Source organism: Marinobacter sp. (genome assembly GCF_052094685.1).
Lineage (GTDB): Bacteria > Pseudomonadota > Gammaproteobacteria > Pseudomonadales > Oleiphilaceae > Marinobacter.
Map to the genome: position 1 here is coordinate 1 of NZ_JBQDKB010000018.1, position 25,561 is coordinate 25,561.

At 52.7% G+C, this 25,561-nt stretch carries 22 protein-coding genes; 9 read left to right on the forward strand and 13 right to left on the reverse strand.

Annotation, left to right across the window (positions count from 1 at the left end; all coding sequences use genetic code 11):
* The first annotated feature begins 72 nt into the window (after positions 1–72).
* Positions 73–528 carry a DUF2489 domain-containing protein gene (locus ACTH3S_RS05850; RefSeq protein ID WP_441808090.1) on the forward strand — a complete coding sequence of 152 codons (456 nt, stop codon included), beginning with the start codon at positions 73–75 and terminating at the stop codon, positions 526–528.
* A 277-nt stretch (positions 529–805) separates the two neighbouring features.
* Here ACTH3S_RS05850 and ACTH3S_RS05855 read toward each other — a convergent pair whose 3' ends face one another.
* The 3 genes from ACTH3S_RS05855 to ACTH3S_RS05865 all read right to left on the reverse strand — a co-directional run bounded on the left by ACTH3S_RS05855 (position 806) and on the right by ACTH3S_RS05865 (position 5,359).
* A complete protein-coding gene (locus ACTH3S_RS05855; RefSeq protein WP_441808091.1) occupies positions 806–2,170 on the reverse strand; it encodes an HDOD domain-containing protein in 1,365 nt (454 codons plus the stop codon).
* Between the two features lie 145 nt (positions 2,171–2,315).
* Positions 2,316–4,391, reverse strand: a complete 2,076-nt coding sequence (gene recG, locus ACTH3S_RS05860) for an ATP-dependent DNA helicase RecG (RefSeq protein ID WP_441808092.1) — start codon at positions 4,389–4,391, stop codon at positions 2,316–2,318.
* Positions 4,392–4,399: 8 nt separating this feature from the next.
* Positions 4,400–5,359: a LysR substrate-binding domain-containing protein gene (locus ACTH3S_RS05865; protein WP_441808093.1), complete on the reverse strand. Its 960-nt coding sequence runs from the start codon at positions 5,357–5,359 to the stop codon at positions 4,400–4,402.
* A gap of 76 nt (positions 5,360–5,435) precedes the next feature.
* Here ACTH3S_RS05865 and ACTH3S_RS05870 point away from each other — a divergent pair, with 76 nt between their 5' ends.
* Entirely contained in the window at positions 5,436–6,302 is an 867-nt protein-coding gene (locus ACTH3S_RS05870; protein ID WP_441808094.1) for an NAD-dependent epimerase/dehydratase family protein, read from the forward strand.
* 66 nt (positions 6,303–6,368) lie between these two features.
* Here the strand turns inward: ACTH3S_RS05870 and ACTH3S_RS05875 are convergent, their stop codons facing one another.
* From ACTH3S_RS05875 to gmk, 4 genes are all read right to left on the reverse strand, one after another.
* The gene (locus ACTH3S_RS05875) at positions 6,369–6,755 is read right to left on the reverse strand and encodes a RidA family protein (RefSeq protein WP_441808095.1); all 387 of its coding nucleotides are present in this window, start codon (positions 6,753–6,755) and stop codon (positions 6,369–6,371) included.
* Positions 6,756–6,836: 81 nt separating this feature from the next.
* Positions 6,837–8,978 (reverse strand): RelA/SpoT family protein, encoded by a 2,142-nt coding sequence (locus ACTH3S_RS05880; protein ID WP_441808096.1) that lies wholly within the window; start codon positions 8,976–8,978, stop codon positions 6,837–6,839.
* A 28-nt stretch (positions 8,979–9,006) separates the two neighbouring features.
* Positions 9,007–9,219: a DNA-directed RNA polymerase subunit omega gene (gene rpoZ / locus ACTH3S_RS05885; RefSeq protein ID WP_441808097.1), complete on the reverse strand. Its 213-nt coding sequence runs from the start codon at positions 9,217–9,219 to the stop codon at positions 9,007–9,009.
* An 87-nt stretch (positions 9,220–9,306) separates the two neighbouring features.
* A complete protein-coding gene (gene gmk / locus ACTH3S_RS05890) occupies positions 9,307–9,951 on the reverse strand; it encodes a guanylate kinase (RefSeq protein ID WP_441808098.1) in 645 nt (214 codons plus the stop codon).
* A 179-nt stretch (positions 9,952–10,130) separates the two neighbouring features.
* Here gmk and ACTH3S_RS05895 point away from each other — a divergent pair, with 179 nt between their 5' ends.
* Together ACTH3S_RS05895 and ACTH3S_RS05900 are read left to right on the forward strand one after the other, a co-directional pair.
* The gene (locus tag ACTH3S_RS05895; RefSeq protein WP_441808099.1) at positions 10,131–11,018 is read left to right on the forward strand and encodes a universal stress protein; all 888 of its coding nucleotides are present in this window, start codon (positions 10,131–10,133) and stop codon (positions 11,016–11,018) included.
* Positions 11,018–11,836: an RluA family pseudouridine synthase gene (locus ACTH3S_RS05900; protein ID WP_441808100.1), complete on the forward strand. Its 819-nt coding sequence runs from the start codon at positions 11,018–11,020 to the stop codon at positions 11,834–11,836. The genes ACTH3S_RS05895 and ACTH3S_RS05900 overlap by 1 nt, the downstream gene beginning before the upstream one ends.
* A gap of 192 nt (positions 11,837–12,028) precedes the next feature.
* Here ACTH3S_RS05900 and ACTH3S_RS05905 read toward each other — a convergent pair whose 3' ends face one another.
* Entirely contained in the window at positions 12,029–12,841 is an 813-nt protein-coding gene (locus ACTH3S_RS05905; protein ID WP_441808101.1) for a ribbon-helix-helix protein, CopG family, read from the reverse strand.
* 90 nt (positions 12,842–12,931) lie between these two features.
* On the opposite strand from ACTH3S_RS05905, the gene ACTH3S_RS05910 reads away from it, so the two are divergent.
* From ACTH3S_RS05910 to ACTH3S_RS05930, 5 genes are all read left to right on the forward strand, one after another.
* The gene (locus ACTH3S_RS05910; protein WP_441808102.1) at positions 12,932–14,380 is read left to right on the forward strand and encodes a hypothetical protein; all 1,449 of its coding nucleotides are present in this window, start codon (positions 12,932–12,934) and stop codon (positions 14,378–14,380) included.
* 48 nt (positions 14,381–14,428) lie between these two features.
* Positions 14,429–14,620, forward strand: a complete 192-nt coding sequence (locus ACTH3S_RS05915) for an AlpA family transcriptional regulator (RefSeq protein WP_441808124.1) — start codon at positions 14,429–14,431, stop codon at positions 14,618–14,620.
* Between the two features lie 294 nt (positions 14,621–14,914).
* Positions 14,915–15,574 (forward strand): inovirus Gp2 family protein, encoded by a 660-nt coding sequence (locus tag ACTH3S_RS05920; protein WP_441808103.1) that lies wholly within the window; start codon positions 14,915–14,917, stop codon positions 15,572–15,574.
* A gap of 484 nt (positions 15,575–16,058) precedes the next feature.
* A complete protein-coding gene (locus ACTH3S_RS05925) occupies positions 16,059–18,032 on the forward strand; it encodes a site-specific DNA-methyltransferase (protein WP_441808104.1) in 1,974 nt (657 codons plus the stop codon).
* A complete protein-coding gene (locus ACTH3S_RS05930; RefSeq protein ID WP_441808105.1) occupies positions 18,016–20,805 on the forward strand; it encodes a restriction endonuclease in 2,790 nt (929 codons plus the stop codon). The genes ACTH3S_RS05925 and ACTH3S_RS05930 overlap by 17 nt, the downstream gene beginning before the upstream one ends.
* 293 nt (positions 20,806–21,098) lie before the next feature.
* Here the strand turns inward: ACTH3S_RS05930 and ACTH3S_RS05935 are convergent, their stop codons facing one another.
* From ACTH3S_RS05935 to ACTH3S_RS05955, 5 genes are all read right to left on the reverse strand, one after another.
* On the reverse strand, positions 21,099–21,986 hold the full coding sequence (locus tag ACTH3S_RS05935; RefSeq protein ID WP_441808106.1) for a recombination directionality factor: 888 nt from the start codon (positions 21,984–21,986) through the stop codon (positions 21,099–21,101).
* Positions 21,987–22,047: 61 nt separating this feature from the next.
* Positions 22,048–23,049 (reverse strand): YqaJ viral recombinase family nuclease, encoded by a 1,002-nt coding sequence (locus ACTH3S_RS05940; RefSeq protein WP_441808125.1) that lies wholly within the window; start codon positions 23,047–23,049, stop codon positions 22,048–22,050.
* A gap of 85 nt (positions 23,050–23,134) precedes the next feature.
* Entirely contained in the window at positions 23,135–24,097 is a 963-nt protein-coding gene (locus ACTH3S_RS05945; RefSeq protein ID WP_441808107.1) for a DUF932 domain-containing protein, read from the reverse strand.
* Positions 24,098–24,101: 4 nt separating this feature from the next.
* Positions 24,102–24,470 (reverse strand): hypothetical protein, encoded by a 369-nt coding sequence (locus ACTH3S_RS05950; RefSeq protein ID WP_441808108.1) that lies wholly within the window; start codon positions 24,468–24,470, stop codon positions 24,102–24,104.
* A 341-nt stretch (positions 24,471–24,811) separates the two neighbouring features.
* Positions 24,812–25,549 carry a hypothetical protein gene (locus ACTH3S_RS05955; RefSeq protein WP_176282656.1) on the reverse strand — a complete coding sequence of 246 codons (738 nt, stop codon included), beginning with the start codon at positions 25,547–25,549 and terminating at the stop codon, positions 24,812–24,814.
* Positions 25,550–25,561 lie beyond the last annotated feature (12 nt).

Below are 25,561 nucleotides of genomic sequence, written 5' to 3' on the forward strand. Positions count from 1 at the left end.
GTTTCCCCCACTACCCCTTTCCTGATAATCTGCGCTCACCATTAAAGCCCCTCGAAGACTATGGAGAACAAGATGCCCCAATGGCTACAGTGGAGCCTAATCATTGCCGGCGCTATCGCCATCATTTTGCTGCTGGGCTTTATTCGGCGACAAATGGTAATGCTGTCTGAGAGTCGCAAGCGCCAGCAAAAAGCTGAGGCTTTTCAGGCGAAACGGCGCAAAGATATGATCGACAGCATCCGTGTTATCGCTATGGCCATCGAGGAAGATCAAGTGGAATACTCGGAGGGCTGCCTGCGCATCAAGGGCTTGCTTGATCATGTTGCGCCAGAATTAATGGAGCAACCGCCCTTTCGGGTGTTTATGGAGGTATATGAGCAGCTTCGCCATATGCCCACTCACCAGGCTCGCCAAGATACCGAAGCGCGGTTTGTAGCGAAAATGGACAAGGAGCGGTTTGCGGTAGAAAAGCGCCATGCAGATGAAATTCGCCGTGCCGCAACGGCCATCCGAAATCACAGATTTTAATCAGCTCTGAATTTGTATCTTTTTGTAACCAAAAAAACGCAAAAGACAACTTTATCAATTCAATATCAGAAGCTTGCTAAAAGCTCGAAATCTGACGGGGCGCTCAAGTTTGGCTAACTGCCTAAATTGCCTTTTCTTTTTTCAGCCCTTGTCTAAATTAATAGCAGGACGGTAAGTTTCTACTGCATCGATTACCGCCCTGCGTTGTTTCTCCTGGTACGTTCGGACGACTCTGCTATGAGCGGAAACTTGCCGGCCCTTATGGCCGGCTTTTTTGCTACTGGCTCATCATGCCGGCCATGGCCATAACGTTGTCCTTGCTGCCAACCAGCTCATCAAACTGTTCTTCTACCTGCTCGCGGTTCAGGCCAAGCTCGTCATAAATTCCCGGTTCAACGTCTGCGCCGGCACCCATTGCCACACCTCTTGCGGTCAGTAGCTGGCGGCCCAACCAAAGAAGCCTGGCGTAAACACTGTGGGCGCCCTGGTAATCGCTGTTCTTCTGGTACCTTATAGCCAGAGTAACTTCATCTGGCATCCCCCAGTTTTCCATAAGCTGGGCCGCAATCTGTTCACGGGTTATTCCTAGGAGATAGTGCTCTGTTACAGAGGAATCGATAACAGAATTGATCTCCAAAGAGCGGCACACCAGCTTAAAATGAGGTGGGAAAACCTGAGCCAGCAGAAGATAACCAAAGTTATGCAAAAGACCTGCAAGGTAAGCCAGCCCGAACGTGGGGCGCTCACCACGCGGCATCATGCTCGCCAGAATACCCGCCGACTGGGCCTGCCAAATAGCCTGCTGCCAGTAGTCTACATAACCATCTGGGTGGTCCTGGGGCTGGTTTAGCGCACGCCCAAGCGACAGCCCCATGGCCAAGTTCATCACCATATCAAACCCAAGTACTCTCGATACGGCATCGTGTACCGAGCGTACTTGCCCAGCGGCTGCGTAGAAGGATGAGGATGCCCAACTCACAATCTGGGCTGCCAGACTGGGATCACTTTCAACGATATCTACCAAATCGCCCATAACGGCATTTGGGTTTACTCGCAAGTGAATAATTCGCTGGGCGGTTTCGGGTAATGGCGGAAGTTCCAGAGTGTCTTCCAAACGCTGTTGAATGCGCAGGCTGGTGAACTTTTTGATAGCAGAGTTCAACTGGCTGCGGTCGTTGCCTGCGTCGTTCAGGTTTACCGCGATGGTTTCAGGATCTACCGCAAAAGACTGGCGAGCTGCTTTTTCAGTGAGTGTTCGAAAATCCTCAGCAGGCATCACCATGGCTAGGTTTTGCTCGCCTAGCTCCAGAGCTACGGAGGGCAAATCATCTACTCGGCTATCCACCAAGGTGGGCCAGCCGGTTAAAGAAGGCAGCGCGGGCAGTTCCCGCAACCCCGCGCGCTCTTTCACGCGAACCTGCTCCCGAGGCTTCATCAGATGGAAATTACGTTGCTGCTGCTTGTTGAGCACCTCTAGATCAATCAAATCGTCCTTGCGGCAAACGATCTGGAGATTGTCTGGTCCATCATTGAGCAACACCATTCGCAGCAGTTCGTGTCTACTGGCTTGGCCTACGTCTCTCAGCGACACGCCATTAGCAACATCACCCAAAGCCTGCTGAACCGTGACAGGTAATTCCATCATCTTCTCCCAAATATTTCTGCTTGCCATTCAGCCATTAAAAGCCACCACCGGCGTTCAGTATAGGGCAACGTGTAGGTGCAATCGTTGATATAGAGCTAATTCTTGTAGGTGCTTTTATTGCCTAACTAGACACTGACTCTACTTATACATCTCCGTAGCGTGTTTTTTCTCCAAGCCAGCGGCGGATCAGCGCTTGCGCCAGCCGCGGCTGTTTCATAAGCCCTGGCGCCATCTCTCGCACCGGCTCAATCCAGCCTTTATCTCGCTCAAAGTCTGCCAGTCTGAATTGCATCACGCCAGTCTGGCGAGTGCCCAGCACTTCACCCGGCCCGCGTATTTCAAGATCTTTTTCTGCAATCACAAACCCATCCTGGCTATCACGCAGGGCCTGCAGCCGCGCCTTACCGTTAGCCGACAGCGGTGGATGGTACATAAGCACACAGAAGCTAGCCTGTTCACCCCTACCTACCCTGCCCCGGAGCTGGTGAAGCTGGGCAAGGCCCAGGCGCTCAGGGTTTTCAATAATGATTAGCGAAGCATTGGGAACATCCACGCCAACTTCGATCACGGTAGTGGCAACCAACAAGTCCAGCTCGCCCTGTTTGAACTGCTCCATCACCGCAACTTTTTCTGCCGACTTGAGCCGCCCGTGAACCAGCCCAATTTTCAGGTTTGGCAACCGTTTGGTCAGCTCTTGTTCTGTTACCTCGGCCGCTTGGCACTGCAGGGCTTCCGATTCCTCAATTAGGGTACACACCCAATAGGCCTGGCGCCCGTCGGTACAGGCACTGCGAACTCGTTCAATAACGTCTTCCCGGCGGTTGTCGGGAATTACAATGGTTTCAATGGGCTTGCGACCCGGTGGTAGCTCGTCAATCACCGAGGTATCAAGATCTGCGTAGGCACTCATGGCAAGAGTACGCGGGATGGGGGTAGCCGTCATGATCAGTTGGTGCGGTGCAAGGGTTCCACCTACACCTTTTTCGCGCAGGGCCAAGCGTTGATGAACGCCAAACCGGTGCTGTTCATCAACAATAACCAGCGCCAACCGGTGAAACAGCACATCATCTTGAAACAGTGCGTGAGTTCCTATTACTACACTAGCAGCCCCCGTATGAACGGCGCCCAATGCTTCTTTTCGGGCTTTTCCTTTTACCTTTCCAGATAGCCAAGCGACCTGAACGCCCAAGGGCTCAAGCCAGCCACAGAAGTTTTGATAGTGCTGTTCAGCCAGTATTTCTGTCGGGGCCATCAGTGCCACCTGAGCACCCGCGCCTATGGTTTGAAGCGCGGCCAACGCAGCCACCACGGTTTTACCAGAACCCACATCACCCTGAACCAATCGCAGCATAGGCAGTGGCTGACTGAGATCCTGTCGAATCTCGCTCGCAACGTGACGCTGGGCGCCTGTGAGCGCAAACGGCAATTCTTCCAGAAAGCGTTCAGATAACTCGCCTGCAGGCAGCAAGGCCAACGCTTGCCGAGCCTGAATCTGCTCACGAACCTGTAGCATGCTCAACTGGTGCGCGAGCAACTCTTCCATAACCAATCGCTGTTGCGCTGGATGAAGCCCCTCCATCAACAGATGAACCGGGGCATTGGCCGGGGGAGAATGTACCAACTGGACAGCTTCAGTAATGCCCGGCAGCTGGTAGCCTGCCAGCAGCTCGGCTGGCAACCAATCGCGTATAGGGTGGCGCTGAAGATATCCCAGCGCTTGCTGGCACAACCCCCTTACACGGGGTTGCTGTATGCCTTCGGTTAGCGGGTAGACCGGCGTAAGGGTTGCCTGATCAGCTGCAGCCATAGGTGGCGGGTTTACTTGGTATTCTGGGTGATAGAACTCATATCCGGCACGACCTGGGCGCACTTCGCCGAAACAACGAACCCGAGTGCCTTCCGCCAGCTGGTTTTTCTGGGCTGCGTTAAAATGGAAGAACCGCATCACGAGAAACCCGCTGCTGTCTTTCAGAGTAACCTGCAGGCTGCGGCGGCGGCCCATCATCAGATCCGTCTTCATCACCTCCCCTTCCACAACAGCCACATCGCCTACCCTTAAACTGCCCATGGGGATAATGCGAGTGCGGTCTTCGTAGCGATGAGGGAGATGAAACAGCAAGTCTTGCATCGAAGCGATGCCAAGCCGCGCGAGCTTCTCAGCTAGGGCGCTTCCTACGCCCTTAAGTTCTGTGACGGGGATATCATCCAAAGACGCCATGATTGAGCTCAGTCCGTTTCGGCAGCAACCGGAGTGTCCACTTTCGCTTTTTCAATCACTCGGCACTGGTTGGCCGCAAGAGAGAGGACATCAATGGCTTTAGGTCTTGGGAAGGTTACCCGCCAGGCAAGAGCTACCGTACGGGAAGGCACTGGCGGCGCAAAAGGCCGGGTTACCAGCACATCTTTGCGATACTGCATCGCGGTAGCTGCCGAAAGCGGAAGCACGGTAATCCCTAGGCCAGAAGCCACCATGTGGCGAATGGTTTCCAGAGAACTGCCTTCGGTAACCAGCGACGGCGAGCCAGTATCAGCACGGCGGGTAACCGCATCCACCAACGGTGGGCAGGATTCAAGTATTTGATCCCGAAAGCAGTGCCCCGGGCCAAGCAGGAGCAATTGCTCGCGGGAGAGCTCTTCGCCGGTGATCTGATCTTTTTTCGCCAATGGGTGGCCTGCAGGTAGAAGCACCACAAAGGGCTCATCGTAGAGCGGCAGCGTTAGCACTTCTGCCTCTTCAAACGGCAGAGCTATAATAATGGCGTCCAGTTCTGACTGGCGCAGCTTCTGCCGCAAACTGGCGGTGTAGTTTTCTTCGATATAGAGCGGCATGTCCGGTGCCGCACGGCGCAACTCCGGCAATAAATGCGGGAACAGATAGGGCCCAATGGTGTATATCGCCCCGACTTTCAGCGGCGAATTCAGCTGGCTTTTGCCATCTTGAGCCATATCACGGATCACACCCACCTGATCCAAGACACGCTGGGCCTGCTCTACAATACGCTGGCCGGTTTCCGTAACGCGGATGCTGCTTTTGCTGCGTTCAAATAGAGGAACGCCCAACTCATCTTCCAGCTTTTTGACCGCAACGCTGAGTGTTGGTTGGCTAACATGGCAGCGTTCTGCAGCCCGGCCAAAATGCCTTTCGCGGGCGAGCGTAACGACGTATCGTAACTCGGTAAGAGTCATGGTGATCTCCGGTCAAAAGGATACGGGTCGAAGTTTCATTGATTTATGAGTTAAAGGATAAGGATTGATATTGTCTATGGCAATCGCTGATCGCAATAGTATGCCCGGAATTCTCATAGCCGGTTGCGGCAATCTCGGTGGCGCCATCGCCAGCATGCTAAAAGAGTCTGCACAGGTTTACGGGTTACGGCGCACCCCCGAGAACGTGCCAGCAGGCGTTGAGGGTGTGGGTGCAGATCTAACCCTCCCAGAAACGCTGACCGGCAAGCTACCCGAGAATCTGGATACCGTTATCTATTGCCTAACCCCTTCCAGCTACGACGAACAGGGATACCGCGATGCGTACGTTAACGGCCTGTCTAATCTCCTTGGTGCATTAGGTAAGCAACGGCTCAAGCGACTCTTTTTTATCAGCAGCACCAGCGTTTATTCCCAGAATGACGACAGCTTGGTGGATGAATCCAGCCCCACTTCTCCCTCTCGGGTCACGGGCCAGCAGATACTGGCGGGTGAACAGGTGGCACTGGATAGCGGCCACCCCACAACGATTGTCCGGTTCAGCGGCATTTACGGGCCTTCAAGAAGGCGTTTTCTCGAGGAGGTTATTGCCGGCCGCATGAACCCAATAACGCCCGCGCCGTTCAGCAACCGCATTCATGAGGCGGACGCAGCAGCGGTTGTGAACTACCTTAACGGATTAGCGCTTTCAGGAAAGCCGCTGGATAATTGCTATGTCGCCAGCGATTGTGAGCCGGTTCGCCTTGACGAGGTGGTTGACTGGGTTCGCCAGCAGATTCCCTGCGCCGAGCCAGTAGCAGAGGCCAGAAAAGGCGGCCGCGCGGGCAGCAAGCGGTGTAATAATCAGCGATTGCTGCAAACCGGGTTTAGCTTTCGCTACCCGGATTTTCGCGCCGGGTACCGTGAAATGATCGAGAAGGGCTAGGCCTAGAACGAACAAAGGCGACCCAAGGCCGCCTTTGTTCTATAGTCCTTGCTGTTCATTGCTGAATTAACTCAGCACCATCACAGCTTCCACCTCTACCGGGACACCTTTGGGCAAAGCTGAAACCTCTACAGCGGCCCGTGCTGGGTATGGCTCTGGAAAATACGTCGCCATGATTTCGTTAACCGTAGCAAAGTTCGCCAAATCGGTCACGTAAATGTTCACTTTAACAATATCCTTCAGCTCACCGCCGGCGGCTTCGCATACCGCTTTGAGGTTATCGAATACCTGGCGGGTCTTGGCTGAAAAATCCCCGGCTACCACTTCCATGGTTTCAGGAACCAGCGGAATTTGACCAGAAATATAGACCGTGTCACCTGCCTTTACAGCTTGGGAGTAGGGACCAATTGCCTGCGGTGCGTGTTCAGTCTGGATTACGGATTTGTTGGCCATACCGTGTAATTTCCTCTCGTCCAAAACACTAATCGTCGCCGTTCCACACGGGAGCTGTCAACTACCCGGCCCTGACTGGGCTCAGTATTTCACACGATTGATTGAGGTAACTGCTTTGATGTTGCGAACCCGTCGCATTACGCGAGCCAAATGCTTGCGGCCGTGCACCTTAACCACAACGCTGACCACGCCAAAACGGGCATCTTGCTCGTCCACATTGATACGCTCGATATTACCATCCGCCATGGCCACCGCGTTAGCCACCTCGGCGATCACGCCGCGCTGTCGCTCCAGCTCAACACGTAGCTCTACAGAGAACTCATCGGTAATATCCTTGGCCCAGGTGAGATGGGTCAAGCGAGAGCGGCCTTCGTTGTCTTCAGGCAAACGGGAGCAGGTGTCGGAGTGAATAACCATGCCACTGCCGGAATCCATCACCCCAACAACCGGATCCCCAGGGATTGGTTTGCAGCAGGCGGCAAAGTGAACCAGCATACCTTCGGTTCCTTTTATGGTTACCGGTGCATCATCGCCACCCTGAATGTCCTTGGCGGCCCGATTGGGGCCTTCGCTTTCAGCGCCGCTGACCAACTGACGCGCAACCAAGTACGCCATTCGATTGCCTAGGCCAATATCACTAATCAGATCATTAAAGCTGTTTACTTGGTTGTGATTGACCACGGCTTGCTTCTGAATATCATCAATATCAGACAAACGGGCACCAAACCCGTTGAGGGACTTTTTCAGCAGCGTACGCCCCAGCTCCAGCGACTCGGTATGCTTTTGACTCTTAAGAGTATGGCGAATACTGCTACTCGCCTTGCCGGTGACCACAAAACCGAGCCAGGCCGGATTCGGTCGAGCGCCAGGCGCCGTAATAATTTCTACTGTCTGGCCGCTCTGAAGCGGCCTGCTCAGCGAGCCCAGATTTCGGTTAATACGGCAGGCCACGGTCGCATTGCCAATATCCGTATGGATTGCGTATGCAAAATCTACCGGGGTTGCGCCACTGGGCAACTCCATAATTTTGCCCCTTGGGGTAAACACATAGATTTCGTCAGGGAAGAGATCTACCTTTACGTGCTCGATAAACTCGAGGGAGTCATCCGCCCGCTCACGCATTTCCATCAAACCCTTCACCCAGCGGTCTACCCGTGTTTGGTTCACACTGGTAACGCGGCTCGGCTCATTTTTGTACATCCAGTGCGCCGCAATACCATCGTTGGCAATGTTCTCCATTTCCTCAGTGCGGATCTGGATTTCAATGTTCACATGCATACCAAACAAGGTGGTGTGCAGCGACTGGTAACCGTTGGCCTTGGGCATGGCGATGTAATCTTTGAACCTGCCGGGCATCGGCTTATATAGACTGTGAACTGCCCCCAAAATCCGATAGCAGTCGTCCTCCGTACCAGTAATGATGCGAAAGGCGTATACGTCCATAATTTCGTAAAACGACTTCTGTTTGAACTTCATCTTGTTATAGATGCTGTTCAAGTGCTTCTCACGCCCGAGTATGCGACCAGGAAGGCCACGCTCTTCCAATTTTTCCTGCAATCGGCCCCGGATGTCTTCAATTATTTCACGGTGGCTACCACGCAGCTTATCAACGGCCTTGGAGATGTAGCGGGAGCGCATTGGGTGCAGGGATGAGAAACCCAAGTCTTCCAGCTCGGTGGAGATCGCGTGCATACCGAGGCGATTGGCGATGGGGGCGTATATATCGAGGGTTTCTGTGGCAATGCGCTGGCGTTTTTCATAGGGCATGGGCCCTAGAGTGCGCATGTTGTGCAGCCGATCCGCCAATTTCACCAGAATAACTCGGATGTCCCTAGCCATAGCCAAGGTCATTTTCTGGAAGTTTTCTGCCTGAGCTTCCGCGCGGGTGCGGAACTCTATTTGAGTGAGTTTGCTGACGCCGTCTACCAGCTCCGCCACATCCTCGCCGAACTGCTCGGAAAGCGCGTCTTTGGGAATGCCGGTATCTTCTATTACGTCGTGAAGCATAGCGGCCATCAAGCTCTGGTGATCGAGCTTGAGGCCAGCAAGAATATGGGCAACTGCGAGGGGATGGGTTATATAACGATCGCCGCTCTTACGCATCTGGCCTTCATGGGCCTGCTCAGCATAATAGTAGGCTCTTCGCACCTGATTAATGCGATTGGTATCTAAATAGGTACTGAGCTCACTTGCCAGTCCCTCTACCGTAGCCTCAAGCGACACCACACCTCCATCTTATGTCCGCTACGCTTTACTCTTCTTCAATTTCAGTAAGCAGATCGCGGGAAACCAAGCCGCCAGCAATTTCGCGCAGGGCGATAACCGTAGGCTTGTCGTTTTCTTCTGCGACCATCGGCTCGGCACCTTTGGTGGCAAGCTGACGGGAACGTTTAGTAGCTAGCATGACCAACTGGAAACGGTTATCTACATGTTCCAGACAATCTTCAACGGTAACTCGTGCCATAACTTCCCCGACAAAATAAAATGACTGATTTAGCAGACCGCGTAGTTTACCGCCAGCGGCACAATTTGTATACAGCAAAAGCCCGTATCACGCCGGGCTCTCGCCTGCACCAGATAGCCCCGAGAGCAACTGCCTGTGCCGGGCCTGCTGGGCAATCATTCTCAGACGTTGGCTGCGTACAATTGCCAACAGGTCCGCCAGCGCTTCCCGAAAGTCATCATTCACCACCAAGTAGTCAAACATCCCAGCATGGCTGCACTCTTCCCGGGCTTCAGATAACCGGCGCTCCACCACATCTGGCGCATCCGTGCCTCTGCCTTCCAGGCGATCTCGCAGGATTTCAGACGAAGGCGGCACGATGAACACACTCACACACTCTGGAATAAGGTGGCGCACTTGCGCAGCACCCTGCCAATCAATCTCGAGGATGACATCCCGACCACTAACCAGCATTTCCCGGACCCACACTTGAGAGGTCCCGTAGTAATTACCGAAAACATCGGCATGCTCCAGGAAGTCGCCACGGCCAATCATGGTTTCAAATTCGTTACGGCTAACAAAGTGGTAGTTAACGCCGTTTTTCTCACCTTCACGCATGGGGCGAGTGGTGTGGGACACAGACACCCCCAGCTTATGATCTGCACGCAACATTTCTGCTACAAGGCTGGTCTTGCCAGCACCCGATGGCGCAGAAACAACAAACAGCGTACCCGTTTCACCGGCCTGGCTCATGACTCGACAACTCCTGAACTGGATCTGGCCGACATTACTGCTGGCCCGGAAAACCGTCAATTATACGGCCTTTGACCAAACACCGCATCCCAGAGACTCGACAACTGGTAATATCAAGGCAGCGGCATTTGAACACCACGGAATAAAACTCAAGCACAGCAAAATGACGGAAAGGCAGCATGGATAAACTTCTGATTGTCATGGACCCGGCCCACAAGCATCAAAAGGCCCTGGCCCGGGGCATCGAACTGGCGCGCGCCACCGGCGCCCACTTGGAAATCGTGTCCTTCACCCATGAGCATCTTGGCGCTCTACCGTCAGACCCTGTGGTGCAACAGCGTGCCCGAGGCGCCCTCATTGAGCTGCGCCAGCGGTGGCTGGATCAGATGCTGGCGCTTTCGAACTGCAGCGATTTACACGTCACCACGCACACGGTTTGGGAAAAGAACATACATCAATGGATTATCGAACACTGCCACCCCAACCGCTTCAAAGCCGTGATTAAAACCGGGCGCCGATCAGAAACCTTGCTGTATACGCCTACCGATTGGCACCTGATTCGGGAGTGCCCAGTGCCGGTCATGCTGGTTGCAGAGCAGAAGTGGCACCGCGCCCACCCGATACTGGCGGCGGTAGACCTGAGCTCAACCAAGCCGGTAAAAAAAGCGCTCAATGCAAAGATCATCGAGCAGGCCAGTCTTTTAGCTAAAGCTTTAGGGGCCGACGTGCATCTGGTTCACGCACTGCATATTTCTGAAGTGCTGGCGGATCTTGAAATCGTCAATGTAGCCAAACACGAGCAAAAGCGAAAAGAAGCACTGGAGCCAACCATTACGCATCTGTGCAACACTTGGCGCCTGAGTCGCGACCAAATCCACATGACCGCGGGCCCAGCACACAAGGTTATCCCAAGTGTGGCCAGCCAGCTGAAAGCCGATATGGTGGTGATTGGCACCAGCGGTAAAACCGGCCTAAAGGCTAGAGTAATTGGCAACACTGCAGAGAAAGTACTCACTCACTTGAGAACCGACCTGCTTGCCATCAAACCCGGAGATGCCGGCCAGTAATGCGCAAAAAATTCGACATCACGACAGATCAGCCCGTAACTGCTAGTGAAGCACTGAGCCAAGCATCAGGGCTTTCGCGCCAGCGTATCAAAGACGCCATGAACAAAGGCGCTTGCTGGTGGGTGGTAAAAGGCAAGCAAGTACGGCTTCGGCGCGCAACCAAGGAACTCAAGGCAGGCACCCGGTTGCAGCTTTATTATGATGAGAATGTATTAGTGCGAAAACCTGAAGCGGCAACCTTGGTGGCAGATAACAACCGCTACAGTGTTTGGTTCAAGCCTCACGGCTTATTGGCACAAGGCTCACAATGGGGCGATCACTGCAGCTTGTTGCGCTGTGTAGAGCTTAAGCTCAAACGCCCTTGCCACCTTGTTCATCGACTGGATGCCGATGCCGCTGGGCTAATGCTCATCGCTCATGACCCGAAAGCTGCCGGCGCGCTTTCTCAATGCTTTGCCGGGCGCACCATGACCAAGCATTATCTGGCAAGTGTATCGGGCGTTATTAATACACAAGATCAACTGATCGACACACCGGTTGACGGTAAAGCCGCCATCAGTCGCGTATACACTCTACGCATCAATGAAGCGGACAAGACCAGCCTTCTGCAGGTAATCATCGAAACTGGCCGTAAACACCAGATCCGCAAACACCTGGAAAGCATTGGACACCCCATTGTTGGCGACCGACTTTACGGCAAACCGGCGCGAGTGCCCCTGCAACTACTGGCTGTCAGCCTTGAATTTGACTGCCCTCTCAGTCGGCAGCGGGTGATATTGCAGTTGCCGGAGCCGCTACACAATCTGGCGCCGGCCTGATCAGGCCGGCGCTGAATCACTCTATATTCTGCACCTGCACATTGAGCATAAAAATAAAACCCTTTAAAAACATTATAATAACAAAACTCATAACATCTGAAAACGGCACTTACTACCCAATATACTACCCAAATAGCCAGAGCACTTTCTTTCGAGACTTCTAGGGAGGGTCGAAAAAATCTACCATTAGCATCAACCCTTCAGCGACTTGTACAAACATTCAATGAAATAATCTTTAACCGGCTTCTTCCTACCCCCTCGCCCCCTTAGAAGGACCTCTTCCGGCGCCAACTCCGCAACCCTAATCTCAATCATCCTCTCAAATGAAGCAATCAGATCTTCGTCGCTCTTATCACCCCAATCGTAGCAACAGAAACGAGTTACCGTTTCTTCAGCAAGCGCCTTTAGGAGGTTTTCTGACCACTGATTGAATGTACGCTCAGTCGCTCGAGCGTTTCGCTGCTCCTTTTCCAACTCCAGCTGCAGCTTTTCGGCCCGTCGGGCGAATCGTTTGCTTCCCACATCAAAGGCATCCACACCATCGAGAACCATCTGTTCCAGCGTGTGTGTCCTTGACTGCCCTCTATCACGGGCAATTCTGTCAACCTTATCGGCTACATCCTGGGATAGCTGAAAACTAACCTGTTTAACACTTTTTTCTCGATACCTCTTCTGATACCAAGCCCCTCGCATGCGTCCAATAAATTTTTCCGACTGCCAATCACGCTGAATTAGGTCGCGCGATTTACTATCCAGGATTCTCGCCTGCACAACAGACTCTAATGCCCCCTGACCACCTATAACGGCGTGCCGATAATAACCTTCCGCAGAGACACCCTCCCCCTTCAAGTATTGGGCAAGCGCACTGTTGGATTGGGTGCGTAACAGGTAACTCACTATCCAATGCGCTTGATCTTTCTGGGACAAACTAACCCAAGAAAGCAATGTTCCAAATAACTCTCCCTGACGCTCCATTCCAGCTTCTCCAGGAAACAGATTAAACACGAGAAACTTATCAGATTTTTCTCACACTGTAATCTCACAATGTATTATGCTCCGTTCGACGCACCTATAAAATCGATCTAGGGGAGCTGCATGGAACCCAAACTACTTCATACCCCTGACTTAAAACTCAGCCCAGAAGCACGCTGGCTTTTACTCCAATGGTCGGCCTTAGCGGGACTTAAAAATGCGATAGCCAAGCCAAGGCTTAAGCTTTATCGCCAGTTCGGCATGGCTCATCGACACGCAAGATCCGCGCTAGAAGAACTGGAAAACAGGGGCATTGTCTTGGATGAAAAGGTAAGGCAAAAACAAGGTCGCCCTATTTCGCGCCTTCATATTTCAGGCGATTTTCAGCGTTACCTAGGAAACCTTGAGGCAACCCCTCGGTCGCCCCATCAACCAGAAATCGAAGCGCTACTCGAGCGAGGCATCAATACCACCTCCCCCCGAGCAGGCCACTCTCACAACCTGATGACAGGTGACGAGCGCGCAAAAAATATCGCACCGGGCACCTATTGGTTGCTAGCAGTCCTATTAGCGCACGCTAGAACACCAGGCGTCGTCACCGGTCTTGGCTTGAGACAACTGACCGCGTTAACGGGAATGACCCGAGAGAGACTACGAAGCCAGCTATCCAAACTGAAAAAGCTGGGGCTCATTAACCGCATTGTCCCTGGGGCGAGCAGCCATCAGGGCAAGAGCAGCATTCGCTCGGCTTACTTCTTCAACCTGGGTCACGAGCTCTTGATGGGCGAAGAATCGCTGGCTCTAACGACATGGGTGGGGACAGGAGGCGGGAGGAACAGCTACAACGTTATATCTGGAAGCCTCAAAGCCGCAGCTGCAAAGGCAAAGCTAATCAAACATCAAAGCGTAATAACCAAAAAAATAGAGAGTGCTTTTACCTCGTGTGATAGCGGGTATCCATTGCTCAAACCGGAGCTGCGGTCAAAGGGGGCGCTCCCATTTCTAAGGGCACTTGAATATTACCACCAAAACGTACAGTCCCTGCTCCCTCCGCTTACTCAAGAACAAGCCACAAGCTTGATAGAATTACAAAGGGTGGGAATTGAGAGTTCTGTCCATGCCCACCTGTTGGGATATGCCATGGAGTTTCTGTCGACCCACTGGGATGAGGTGACACGCAAACAACTTACTCCCCCCGCTCCAATCATTCCTGTCATTAAAGCTATCGAGCATGACTGCTCCTCTTTGGTCACGGCCGCGAGAAATGGCGAAGGCATCACCACCGGCATCTACCTCTCACTCTATCAATTAGCCTGCCACATCGCGAAAGAGATCCAACACAATTTGAAAATATGCGATAGAGACACCGACTACGCGAAGGGCTATTTCGTGATTGAACCCGCCCACATAGGAGCGCAGACATACTGGCACATCAAAGTGTACTTCCGAAATCCTGCGGGTTTTGGCTATGACGCGCCCTCTAACAGGATCTTAATGATACCGGATGTAAGACTTTCCCTGCCTCCCCTACTCCGAGCCCTGCCTCCAGAAATCACTCGCGAATTAAATTAATACTGGCCTGCGTCATGTCATGAACGAACACAGGAGTCCGTCATGAGCATGAAACTGATCCGCATCAAAGAAGTCATGAGCCGCACAGGTCTCGCCAGATCTACGATCTACAAATACATCAGTGAAGAAGCATTCCCGAAGCCAATCAAACTCGGCGCCCGTGCTGTTGCCTGGGTAGAGAGCGAGATCGATGCTTGGATACGCGGCATAATCGAATTAAGAGATAGCGAAGGCTTTTAAAGCGTTAAGACATTGATTTAATTGCAGAGCTGATATTCCACCACCTACCACCACTGAACATCAACTTCCACGCGCATCTACGATAAACAGATCATCATTTGCGACCACTGTTTAATTATTACTACCAACAATCCTCCAAGTAGGGAGGGACACCAAGCCCCGCTCCTAATCCAAGAAGAAACCTAACCATCAACCATTTGAATCCAGCACACAGCTGGTGGATTCACTGTGACTGAAACAAACGCCCACACCCAGCCATTCATGTGTGCTTACCTACATTACCGGTGATAAAAAATGCCAAAGCGACACCCGTCCAACCGCAACCTCCACCTGCATGCCTTCGACTCATTCGGCGGCATGCCCGTTCAAACAATGTTCTTACCAATGGTGACCGAGTATCTCGGGGCACTCCATACCACGCTGGTGAATGCGGTGTGTGACTACCCTCGAGTGCTAGCAGTCCGCTTTGATCCAGTCATCCCTACCGCGATCAGCGACAGGATGACAGCGGAGGATCACAAGAAACTAATCAAGCGGTTCATCGCATCCCTTAAGGCCACCATCGAGCACGACCGGGAGCGCAAATGCCAAGCAGGCTGGGCACCCGACACCAAGGTGCGCTACGTCTGGTGCCGGGAGGTTGGCACCAACGGAAAGCCTCATTATCATTTTCTTCTGATCCTTAGGCGCGATGTTTACCACATGCTCGGCAAAGCATGTTCGCCTAATGAAAACCTTTTCAATCGCATTTCCCGCTCCTGGCACAGCGCGCTAGGCTTGGAGTGGAGTCGGGAACAGCCGTTGATCTACGTATCGAGTCACCCGGTGTATTGGATCGATAGGGGCAATGACGAGCAATTCAACGAAGCTTTCCATCGCGCTTCCTACATGTGCAAGGCAGATACCAAACAATACGGCAATGGAATGCGGGCTTTTGGAACGAGTCGAAGCTGAAAAAAAATGGGGGGGGGGGGAGTTGATAAGACCTGTCATACAAGCATTTCGGCTCACCTTCGGCATGGATGCCAGGAGAACGCGACACCTGCCTAGTGGTGTGACCGCCAAGGAGAGGCTTGGCTTCGCTTTCGCTCTTCTTTTACACCCTGGAAGCGACCTCCATTCAGGCTCGTCAGTGCTCCCTAGCAACACAAAAATATTTTCAGGGCATAGAGATTTGCATCATAGGTGAAGCACGACTTCTGACGACGCTCGAAATAGGCTACTCTGACACGACAAAATTACGCAAAACCAGATAGTTGCGGATCTAGTTTGACAAGTTCAGAGAACTTCGCAAAAAAAGAGATTCAATATGATAATTTCACGCTCTTCGTTCCTTTACCCGTTGAGCGATACCTTGTGTGACAATCGCGCCGTAAATCGGATGGACCATCAACAATGAAAGCAATCAAAATCAATATTTTTGTAGGGAGCAGAAGCGATGCCTACCGTAAGTAACATTCCTACCTCCACCTCCGAATTAAGTCAGGAATTGCTTTCAAAACTACAAGACTTGATACCTTCAGCCTTTCTTGATGGTGAGATTGACGCTGAGCAGCTCCTTCTTGCACTTGGGATCACCAAACAACCTAACTCTACATTTTCATTCACCTGGCCGGGCATTGAGCAAGCCCGTATCGATGCTCGTGCCGCGACAACTGCAACCCTTGAACCCGATAAAAAAGCCTCACTAAACTGGGATACTGCTCGGGACATTCTGATCGAGGGTGACAACCTCCAGGTACTCAAGCTCTTAAAGTCAGGCTATAGCGGCGCTGCCAAGCTAATCTATATCGACCCGCCCTACAATACTGGCAACACTTTCACCTACGGCGATAACTTTTCCATTCCGGAAAGCGAGTACTTTAGACAATCTGGCCAAGTTGACGAACAGGGCAATGCCCAGACAAGCAAACTTGAGACGGCAGGCAAAAAACACTCACCCTGGCTGAGCATGATGTTTTCGCGCCTTGTCGTTGCACGTCATTTACTCCGTCGCGATGGAGTTTTCCTAGCATCGATTGATAACAATGAAGTCCACCACCTGCGACTACTTCTTGATGCAGTTTTCGGTGCCTCTAACTTCGTTGATATGTTTACGTGGCGGGGTGCACGCAAAGGCGATGCCAAACTTACGGGAGGCGGCCAAGACTACATCCTTGTTTATGCTCGTGATAGGGAGTGGTTAAGGGCCAACGATATTCGTTGGCGTGAGCGTAAGGAAGGCCTCGAGCCGATATATGCTAAGGTCGAGGAGCTTCGGGCTGCCCACGGCACCAACTATAAACTGATGACAACTCAACTTCGTGAGTGGTACAAGTCACTCTCCGACGACGACCCGTCAAAGGCTCACTCTCACTACAATCACATCGACAGCCGAGGTGTTTGGTTTTCGGATAACATATCCAGTCCGAACTACCGCGAGAACCTCGTTTACGATTGGAAAGGGTATAGCCCGCCCAAAAACGGGTGGCGCTACGAGAAGGCTAAAATGGAAGAACTCGACGCTGATGGCCGTTTGGTTTACCCAGAGGACATGTCCAAACGCGTACAAATTAAAGCCTACTTGCATTCTCGCGAGAACTGGGCGCCACCTTCAGTTTTTTATCGTGACCGCCGCGCAGCGTCCGCGAAGCTAGATGAGCTTATGGGTGCCAAGGTTTTTGACGACCCGAAGAGTACAGATGTACTGGCTCGACTCATACACTCACTAACTAACAACGGCGATCTCGTCATTGACTTCTTCGCTGGTTCCGGCTCGACAGGCCACGCCATTTGGGAGCAAAACACCCGCGAAGACCAAACTCGAAACTGGGTCTTAGTGCAGGCTCCGGAGAAACCGAACGAATCAGAGGAGTCGGGGAAAAATGCTATAAAGGCCGGCTACAAAACTATTTTTGATATTACAGCCGAGCGACTCCGTCGTGCCGCTAAGTCGATTGGAGACGACTCGCTGGGATTCCGCGTATTTCGTGCGCGCCCAACCAATCTCATCATAGAAGCGCCTGTCGTCGCCACAGAAAATCTTAGCGGGGAAGCCTATGTTCAAGAGTCATTACTCAACTACCAGATGCCCCCGGTAGTCGATGGGGCTGATGATGATGCGCTTGCATGGGAGCTCGTATTGAAGTCAACCGATACCATGCTTAATTCCCAAGTGAAGGCTCATGACATAAGCGGAGTTAAGGTCTACGAATTCTCCCCTATCGAGGGAGATGATGCTGCCTCAGGTCGCTTGTTCGTGTCGCTCAATGCTTTCACTATCGAGACAGCTGACGAGCTTAAATTAGGGAGCCGTGACACATTGATTTTGCGTGGCGACAAGGTAGAAGACTCTACGACCCTGACACTTGCACCACGCCTACAAAAGAACCTTGTTTTATTGGAGCGTGTTCCCCGTGAAGTTTCACTTTGAGAACCAACCCCATCAAACAGCCGCAATCGATGCGATTACCGAACTTTTCGAGGGAGCTCTAACTCCTCCGAAAAAGACTCTTGTTGGCCAGGCACCCGGGGCAGATGGGCATGCTCTTTACAAGCTTGACCGGGAAACCCTAACCGATCAACTAGCTGCCGTGACCGCTCGTGAGGATGGTGTCGAAAAACAGTCTCACCTCGAACTTCTTGACGTTGAAGGTGACTTGCAGGGAGCCTCCCGCAACTTTCCAAACTTCTCAGTCGAGATGGAAACCGGCACTGGAAAAACATATGTTTACATAGCCACGGCATTACAACTGGCTCAGACACACGGCCTTCGAAAATTCGTTATTCTCACGCACTCCGTGGCAATTCGAGCTGGGGTGATCAAAACCTTCGAGCAAACCGTGGAACACTTTCAACCAAAGTTTCCATCGTTAAAATACCGCTGGGGCGTTCTCGGTGAAAGCTCCGCGCTAGACGACTTTCTGGAACCTAGCAACACCATCCAATTCCTTGTTGCCAGTGTGCAGACTATTGACAAGCCAGATACGGGAGTCATATATCAAGAAGCCGAACAACCAAAACTCTGGGGGGAGTCCGGCAGTGGCATGTCATCTATTTCCGGCACTAATCCTGTAGTCATCGTTGACGAACCACAAAATTTCAAAACTGACCTTCGAAAAAAAGCTATCGCAACGCTCAATCCAATTTTCGTGCTGCGATATAGCGCCACCCATGCCGAGAAGTTTAATTTGGTGCATCGACTTGGACCGAAGGCCGCTACGGAAATGGGCTTAGTAAAGCGCGTTTCGGTGAAAGGCATTGCCGCTGCTGATTCAGGAAAACCGTATCTACGAGTAGACAAGATTCGCTCGAAGGCGAAGAGACTATTCGCCGAAATCATGATTGACATGAACTCGTCCAACGGTCCGAAGAGGACGGAGGCCGTCCTTCAGAACGGAGACGATCTCTTTGAAGTTTCCAACGGCCTTAGTCAGTACCGCGGCATGGTTGTCGATAGATTTGAGCGGAAGCCTGATAGAATTATTTTCGAGAACGGCGTAACTCTCGGTGTAGGCGAAGAAGCCGGCGTCGATCGCATGACTATCTGGCAAGATCAGATCCGTCACACGATTCGCGCTCACCTCCAGCGGCAGACTCACATTTACGATGTCGGCTATGATGTTAAAGTACTTTCTCTTTTCTTCGTGGAGCGGGTCGCTGACTACTGGCCCTCCGAAGCCCAACCAGATCCTATTCTACCAAAGTTGTTCGACAAGATTTATCGTGAAGAATGGGAGCGAGCGGGCAACGTCCCTGAAACATGCCCAGACCCCTCAACACTCAGGGTCCACTACTTCCCGTCTACAAAAACAGGCCTGTACAAAGATGCGAACGGGGCCTCAAAAGAGGCGCAGGAACAGCAAGCTCGAGCATTTGAAGAAATCATTGCCAACAAGGAATTAATTCTGACAAAGGATAATCCGCGCGCGTTCATCTTCTCACACTCTGCTCTTAGGGAGGGCTGGGATAACCCTAACGTATTTCAAGTAGGTTTTTTACGCCACAGTCGATCAGAGATCGAGCGCCGCCAACAAATAGGACGAGGTTTACGCTTGCCTGTAGATGAAAATGGGCGGCGGGTCACCGACTCGTCAATATGTCGCCTGACACTCGTGGTCGACGAAACCTTTAGCGAGTTCCGTGATGGACTTAATAAAGAATACACAGCGTCTGGCTCCGATACTGGCCCTGAGCCGAGTGACGCCGACAATACAATTACGATCAGGCGAAGAGAGGAAAAATTCCTAAGCCCTGAGTTCAAAGAAATTTGGGAGCGTATTCGTTACAAGGCTCGCTACCGAGTGAAAATTGACTCCTCAATTCTACCTTCCGTTGTCGCTGAATCTGAACATTTAGATGACATCAAATTTCTTGCCAAACGCACTAATATCGTCCAGTCGGCGGAGCTGATGTATGACGATGATGGAAAAGTTATCACCAATGATGAGGCGGTAGCTGAAAGCGCCGGAAGTTCAGTTACTATTGTAGGCCAACGACTTCCAAACATTGTTCAATTGGTCGAAGATCAGCTTCTTTCAACAAAGTTCCCCCTTCACCTAACACACCAAACAATCGCCGCAATTATCACCGCAGTTCCAAATAAGCTACAAGCGCGTGCTATTGACGATCCAGAACGGTGGGCTCGAATCCTTTCAAATGCAATTCGAACAGTCACTATTGAGGAAATGGTTAAGCACGTAGGGTACGAACCCGACAGCGAAGAAGACTGGTGGGATGCGAAGGTCGTTTTCCTCGAAGCCGAGGAGCAGAATCCTCCTCAACCTCGAAAGGGTATCGCCTTAAAGAATGGCGTCGTCAAGGCCCCAGAAGACGGGGCAAATCTCTTCGACCATGTTGTTTACGACAGCATCGTTGAACGTGATTTCGCCGCGATGCTTGAAAACAGTACAGACAAAGTGAAATTTTTCACCAAGTTGCCAAGGCGCTTTAAAATTCGCACCCCTGTTGGCGAGTATTCACCCGACTGGGCAATCGTATATGAGGATGACGGTACCGAACGCCTTTACCTAGTACGCGAGACCAAGAGTACTACTAATCTCGATGACCTAGATTGGGATGAGGCCATGAGAATCAGGTTCGCAAAAAAACACTTTGCTGCAGCGCCTGCTGGTAATGTCGACTACTTTTTTACGACCGCAAAAGCGGGTATTCGGATCAATGACGAAGAAACTGGTAGCGATTGATGCTAAGCCAGTTGCTAACCATGCTCCCAGCAAAGGTCCGCACTGTTGTTTACTTCTTATCGGCCCTCATTTCGCGCTCCTCGTGGTCATTAATGCCATCCTACAAAGAAAAACGACAAAAGCCCGCGCTTTGGACGATCAACCAGCAGCCGGGCTTTAAAATCTGGAGCTAACAGTCTTATTCAGAACCAAGCCCCATTGGGAATATGCCGACATTGTGCAGGCTAATACCTTGAAATTTAGAAATTAAAAAAAGTTTCGGAGTGTGGCCTTACAAGGCCACACTCCGAACTTTAAACAGAGGCTGATCGACTGGCATTCAGATCATTTCGTAAATTTGACACCACTGATGAGCTCTCTAAAACACTGTCTTTCGTCACGGGGGGATAAAACTCCTCAATCACCTGCGTCACTTCATCCTCATCGTACTCGAACAACGCATTCCCAAACCCCTTCGCAGCCGCACCATCCAGCGCGGCCTGATCAACTCCCTCCTCTTTCATTTGCCTGGCCTTCTCCTGTGCTTCAGCCACAGCCTCCTGCAATGACACCCCTTCCTTGATAACCAAATCCACATAGTAAATCGGCGTGCGGCGACTTTGTGTCGTGCTTTTTCCTCGTAGCTTTAACTCCAGCGGCATGTATGCCAACAAACCACCAGAGACTGCCTGGTAATAACTCAACCTGGCCGCCAGTGTCCGTATGCTATTGTAGCTCGTGGTGCGGAAGATAAACGTACCCAAGTCATCGTCATCACCCACCTTAACGTTTAAACGACCGTAGGGCTTGCATAGCCCACCTTTACCAAACTCACACAACGTTGGGCCGGGGCATGGTAACGACTGCACTCCCGACTGCGTGAGGCGCCTGCATGTATCGCCATTACCTACACAGATCGGCCGTCCGCTTTTCCGGTCGAACATGGTGTATTCCGCCCGCAGGTTGAGATCCGCTTCGTTGAACAGCATGCGCACCGGAATAGTTCGTAGCTTGCCGTTTGGCGCGTCCTTTCTCAGCTCTTCGTCCATGGGGTGGAGCACCCACCCATCCTTCTCCTGTATCTGCGAGGTGATGGTGAATTGATTGTCTTTTTGCGGAAGCCGGATGCCGTTCTTCTCAACGACTCGACCAATACTGATGCGCCCCAACACGGGCGGCGTAATCGCTAAACCTTTAATCATGATGACTCTCCTGAAAAAGGGCCACGGGGCGCTTGTCATACCCGCGTGGCCAAGGGGGTGTTTATGCTTGGATAAGGAATCGCCGACTTCCCGGCCTGGTGAGTGGATAGCGCTCCAGAAGCTCAGGCTGGTCTTGGAGCAGCTTCTTAGTATTCAGCCCAACGGAATCCTTGCTTCGTTTCCAGCTAACACTGCCGCTTGGGAAGGTGGCCTTTGAGGCCTCGCCCATCTGGCTTTGTATTCGCTGCTTGAGGTGTGATTCTGTGGACTTCAGGGTTTCCATTTCAGACCGAATAGCCAGAAGCTCGCCGAACGCCTGAGACAGCTCGTTGCACTGACTGAAGTCCAAGGTTTCGCCCTGATCTACCGGGTACAAATGACGCAATGCCCTGTCGGCAGAATCGGTTCCGTCTGCAGGTGGTGGAGTATCCGTTTCTACGAACGTCCAGAACTCACGCTCCAGCGCAATCATCGCCTCGATGAGTTCTTCATTCCGTTCAATTCGGAAGATCTTCAGCTCCTGACCACACAACAGAACGCACACATCCGCCGCCTGTTTTCCGGTGACCGCCAACTGATGCTGAACCTGACACTGGATGTAATCCGGCACACCGTCTTTCCATAGCCTTGATCCGAACTCACCTGCTGTTTTGCATTCCAGAATCTGCACTTCGTCGTCGGCGGCGACGGAGTAATCGAGGTTAGCCAGCATCCAATGCTTATCCGGATCTGGGTGCTGCAGCACCGCGTTCACTCGGCGCACCTTTCGGCCTGTCTGCTGGCTGTATTGCTCAGCTACGATGGGTTCAAGCACATGCCCCCAGTAAACCGGAGAACTAGGATCGTCAGGATCCGGTTTCGGCAACCCAGCATCCCTGCCCGTCTTGACCATCCACAGTTCAAGCTGGGATTGATAAGGATTCATGCCAATCGCAGCAGCCGCATCGCTACTGCCAATGCCTTGCTTACGCACCTTCAGCCATTCATCCCGACTGAGATCCTTGGTGGAGACCAGCCTTAATGCTGGACGTTGCTTGTGAATTGCTTTTGCAGTCATGCCCATGGTGTTTCCTCCAGACATAAAAAAAGCCCACCAGAGCGCAATGCTCCGGTGGGCTTTATGACGTTTTGGTTTTAAGTAGTGGGTTTTAGGCTACTAGCGACATGGCCTGTTCAAGCGCCCGATTCTTTACCGAAGCTCCGGTTCCAAACCAGGCAGAGTCCACTCGGTGGTCAACGGTTTTGGCCCGGCGATGGTGATCGATGAATTCCGTCACAGCACTCAGCATTCCGTAGGCTGTGCCATCGGATGACGCCAGGGCCGCGCCCATGCCCTCGCCTTCATACAGCGCCAGTGCTTTAGCCATAGAGCGTTCGTTGGTTTTGCCCACACCGTCCTTAACATCCTCAGTGAACACCTTGAGGAAGTAATTGCGGGCCTCCGTGGCTTTGACCTTGCGCTCGCTCAGCGTTTTGAGACGATACATAAAGTCATCCCAGGCAGAGACAGAGATCCCCAGCTGCTTCTTGACCAGATTCGCATCGAAGGCGGTGTTGTGCTTCACCTTCACTGCGTTTGCAGTCGCACCTTTCAGGGCTACCGCCAGGGTGTTGTTGCACACCACACGAATACTGGTGAACTGTGCCGTTGTGGCCATGGTGCCATCGCAGGCGGTCGCCAAGAGCACGTAGGCATTGGTTTGGTCATTACCCTTCAGCACACCGGATTGACCGGTACGCGCCAATGCCCACATCTTACGACCACCTTTCAGAACACCAGCCGTATCCAGCTCAAAACCGGATATCTCAGTCAGATCCCGATAGAACTCCAGGATCTCTTCTGGCTGCACAACCTTGAAGCGGTTACCGACGACCGAGAGCGGCGCTTTGGTATCCGAGCGATACAGCACTTTGGAATCCGGGTAGGACAGGATCTCGCCCAAGGTGCCTCCGGCATTGGTTACAAACCTGACGGGGCTCTCCTTGATCTGCCAGTCGAGGCCTGCCTGCCTGGCCCAGACTTCCAGCGGTTGATTGGAGGTCAGTTCATTCCCCAGGCCATGCCAAGGGGTTTGGCCAACGTAGGCCATTTGCTCGATGAGATGGGCCATAAGGTTACTCCTTTGGAAACTGGGAAGTGGGGGTACTGGGGCTTTCGTCTTCGGGCTCCGATTCTCTGCTGAAGGAGTGACCGCACTCCAGGCAGCGGTAGTTATCCAGCACCTGCTCATCCAGCACATCACCCAGAATGATGCCAGCGGAGACACCGGTGACACCGCCAAGCAAGCCGCCAATGACTGCACCACCGATCCCCGTTACCGGGCCGGCCACGGCACCAACCATCGCTCCAGTCCGAGCGCCTGCAATGGCGGACGCATAACCGCCATAAGCGCCGGCTGTCGCGCCGACGACACCAGCGGCTTTCTTGCCATAGTTGTTCTTGCCAATACGTTCGGACAGGCACTTGGGGCATTGTTCGTTCATGGGGAAAGACCTCTGTGAATGGGAGGGAAGGCACCGTTGGTGCCTTGGTTCACAGAGGTGATATAGGTTTGAGATTATTTCGAATAACGATGCATGGCCGGGCCACACCGGGGCGGATGAACTGATGATCCTGAACCTCGGACACTCTTGAAAAGCGATCGACCGAGCTCATTGCGGTGCCCTGGTGGCCACATTGGTCGCAAAGCGGACATTCAAACTCGCGGGTAACACTTGCACTGTGTGCACGCAAGAAATGAAGTCGAAGGTGCAATGTAGTGGGCGTCGCCGTTCGTTTAGGGTGACGCTATCAGGCGTCTATTGCATCGGGGGCTTGCCAAGGTTTACCGCAGCAACTCACTCAGGTTACGCTCCCAACGGCTGATAAACCCGTCTTCCGTATACTTCGAAAAGTCGTCCACATGCCAGATCGACACATGCTGAGGAACGTCAGCCAGCTTGCTGTGATCCGGCTCAAGCGTGGTAATCAGCAGCGTCGGTAACTCGCCGGTCAGCACCTGCTCGAATGCCACTTCAGGCAGGTAGCTAGCCTGGCCGAGCGGGGTCAGCTCCTGTCGCCGGACAGCGAACTGCAGGGCCTCCAGCGCGCCGATTTTGCGGTCCAGCTCCAGCTGGATGCCCCGCAACTGCTGGCTCGAGCTGTCGAAACTGCGCTTCAGGGCGTCGGCTTGCCTGGACATGGCGTCCGGGGACAGGCAGCTCTGCTCGACATACGCCAGCAGGTCCCGGTGGATAATCCCCAACATCACCAGTGCGTTGGCCGGGTTCAGCCAGAAGTATCCGGGCTCGCCGCCGGCCATATCGTTCACCGCCACGCGCTCCCCGCCCGGCATCATCGCGGTCGCGGCATCAATCGGGACCACCGAGATATTCTGCATCCGCAGGTAGGGGTAGATATTGATCTGCGGCCAGACCGAGTGAATGCTTAAAACCAGACCCGCCCGGGGGAACTGATCCGCTGGCTGGCGGTCCAGCCAACCGGGTACACGCTTTACGCTGTAACGCGACGGGGCAATGTGCAGGGTCAGAAATGCGGTGTTCCGGGTCAGTGCCGAGGCCATGCAGCGACCAAA

What these genes read in the sequence shown, in the direction of transcription:
- ACTH3S_RS05850 (WP_441808090.1), top strand. Translation starts at nt 73, where the DNA reads ATGCCCCAATGGCTACAGTGGAGCCTAATCATTGCCGGCGCTATCGCC.
- ACTH3S_RS05855 (WP_441808091.1), bottom strand. Translation starts at nt 2,170, where the DNA reads ATGGAATTACCTGTCACGGTTCAGCAGGCTTTGGGTGATGTTGCTAAT.
- recG (WP_441808092.1), bottom strand. Translation starts at nt 4,391, where the DNA reads ATGGCGTCTTTGGATGATATCCCCGTCACAGAACTTAAGGGCGTAGGA.
- ACTH3S_RS05865 (WP_441808093.1), bottom strand. Translation starts at nt 5,359, where the DNA reads ATGACTCTTACCGAGTTACGATACGTCGTTACGCTCGCCCGCGAAAGG.
- ACTH3S_RS05870 (WP_441808094.1), top strand. Translation starts at nt 5,436, where the DNA reads ATGGCAATCGCTGATCGCAATAGTATGCCCGGAATTCTCATAGCCGGT.
- ACTH3S_RS05875 (WP_441808095.1), bottom strand. Translation starts at nt 6,755, where the DNA reads ATGGCCAACAAATCCGTAATCCAGACTGAACACGCACCGCAGGCAATT.
- rpoZ (WP_441808097.1), bottom strand. Translation starts at nt 9,219, where the DNA reads ATGGCACGAGTTACCGTTGAAGATTGTCTGGAACATGTAGATAACCGT.
- gmk (WP_441808098.1), bottom strand. Translation starts at nt 9,951, where the DNA reads ATGAGCCAGGCCGGTGAAACGGGTACGCTGTTTGTTGTTTCTGCGCCA.
- ACTH3S_RS05895 (WP_441808099.1), top strand. Translation starts at nt 10,131, where the DNA reads ATGGATAAACTTCTGATTGTCATGGACCCGGCCCACAAGCATCAAAAG.
- ACTH3S_RS05900 (WP_441808100.1), top strand. Translation starts at nt 11,018, where the DNA reads ATGCGCAAAAAATTCGACATCACGACAGATCAGCCCGTAACTGCTAGT.
- ACTH3S_RS05910 (WP_441808102.1), top strand. Translation starts at nt 12,932, where the DNA reads ATGGAACCCAAACTACTTCATACCCCTGACTTAAAACTCAGCCCAGAA.
- ACTH3S_RS05915 (WP_441808124.1), top strand. Translation starts at nt 14,429, where the DNA reads ATGAAACTGATCCGCATCAAAGAAGTCATGAGCCGCACAGGTCTCGCC.
- ACTH3S_RS05920 (WP_441808103.1), top strand. Translation starts at nt 14,915, where the DNA reads ATGCCAAAGCGACACCCGTCCAACCGCAACCTCCACCTGCATGCCTTC.
- ACTH3S_RS05925 (WP_441808104.1), top strand. Translation starts at nt 16,059, where the DNA reads ATGCCTACCGTAAGTAACATTCCTACCTCCACCTCCGAATTAAGTCAG.
- ACTH3S_RS05935 (WP_441808106.1), bottom strand. Translation starts at nt 21,986, where the DNA reads ATGATTAAAGGTTTAGCGATTACGCCGCCCGTGTTGGGGCGCATCAGT.
- ACTH3S_RS05940 (WP_441808125.1), bottom strand. Translation starts at nt 23,049, where the DNA reads ATGGGCATGACTGCAAAAGCAATTCACAAGCAACGTCCAGCATTAAGG.
- ACTH3S_RS05945 (WP_441808107.1), bottom strand. Translation starts at nt 24,097, where the DNA reads ATGGCCCATCTCATCGAGCAAATGGCCTACGTTGGCCAAACCCCTTGG.
- ACTH3S_RS05950 (WP_441808108.1), bottom strand. Translation starts at nt 24,470, where the DNA reads ATGAACGAACAATGCCCCAAGTGCCTGTCCGAACGTATTGGCAAGAAC.
- ACTH3S_RS05955 (WP_176282656.1), bottom strand. Translation starts at nt 25,549, where the DNA reads ATGGCCTCGGCACTGACCCGGAACACCGCATTTCTGACCCTGCACATT.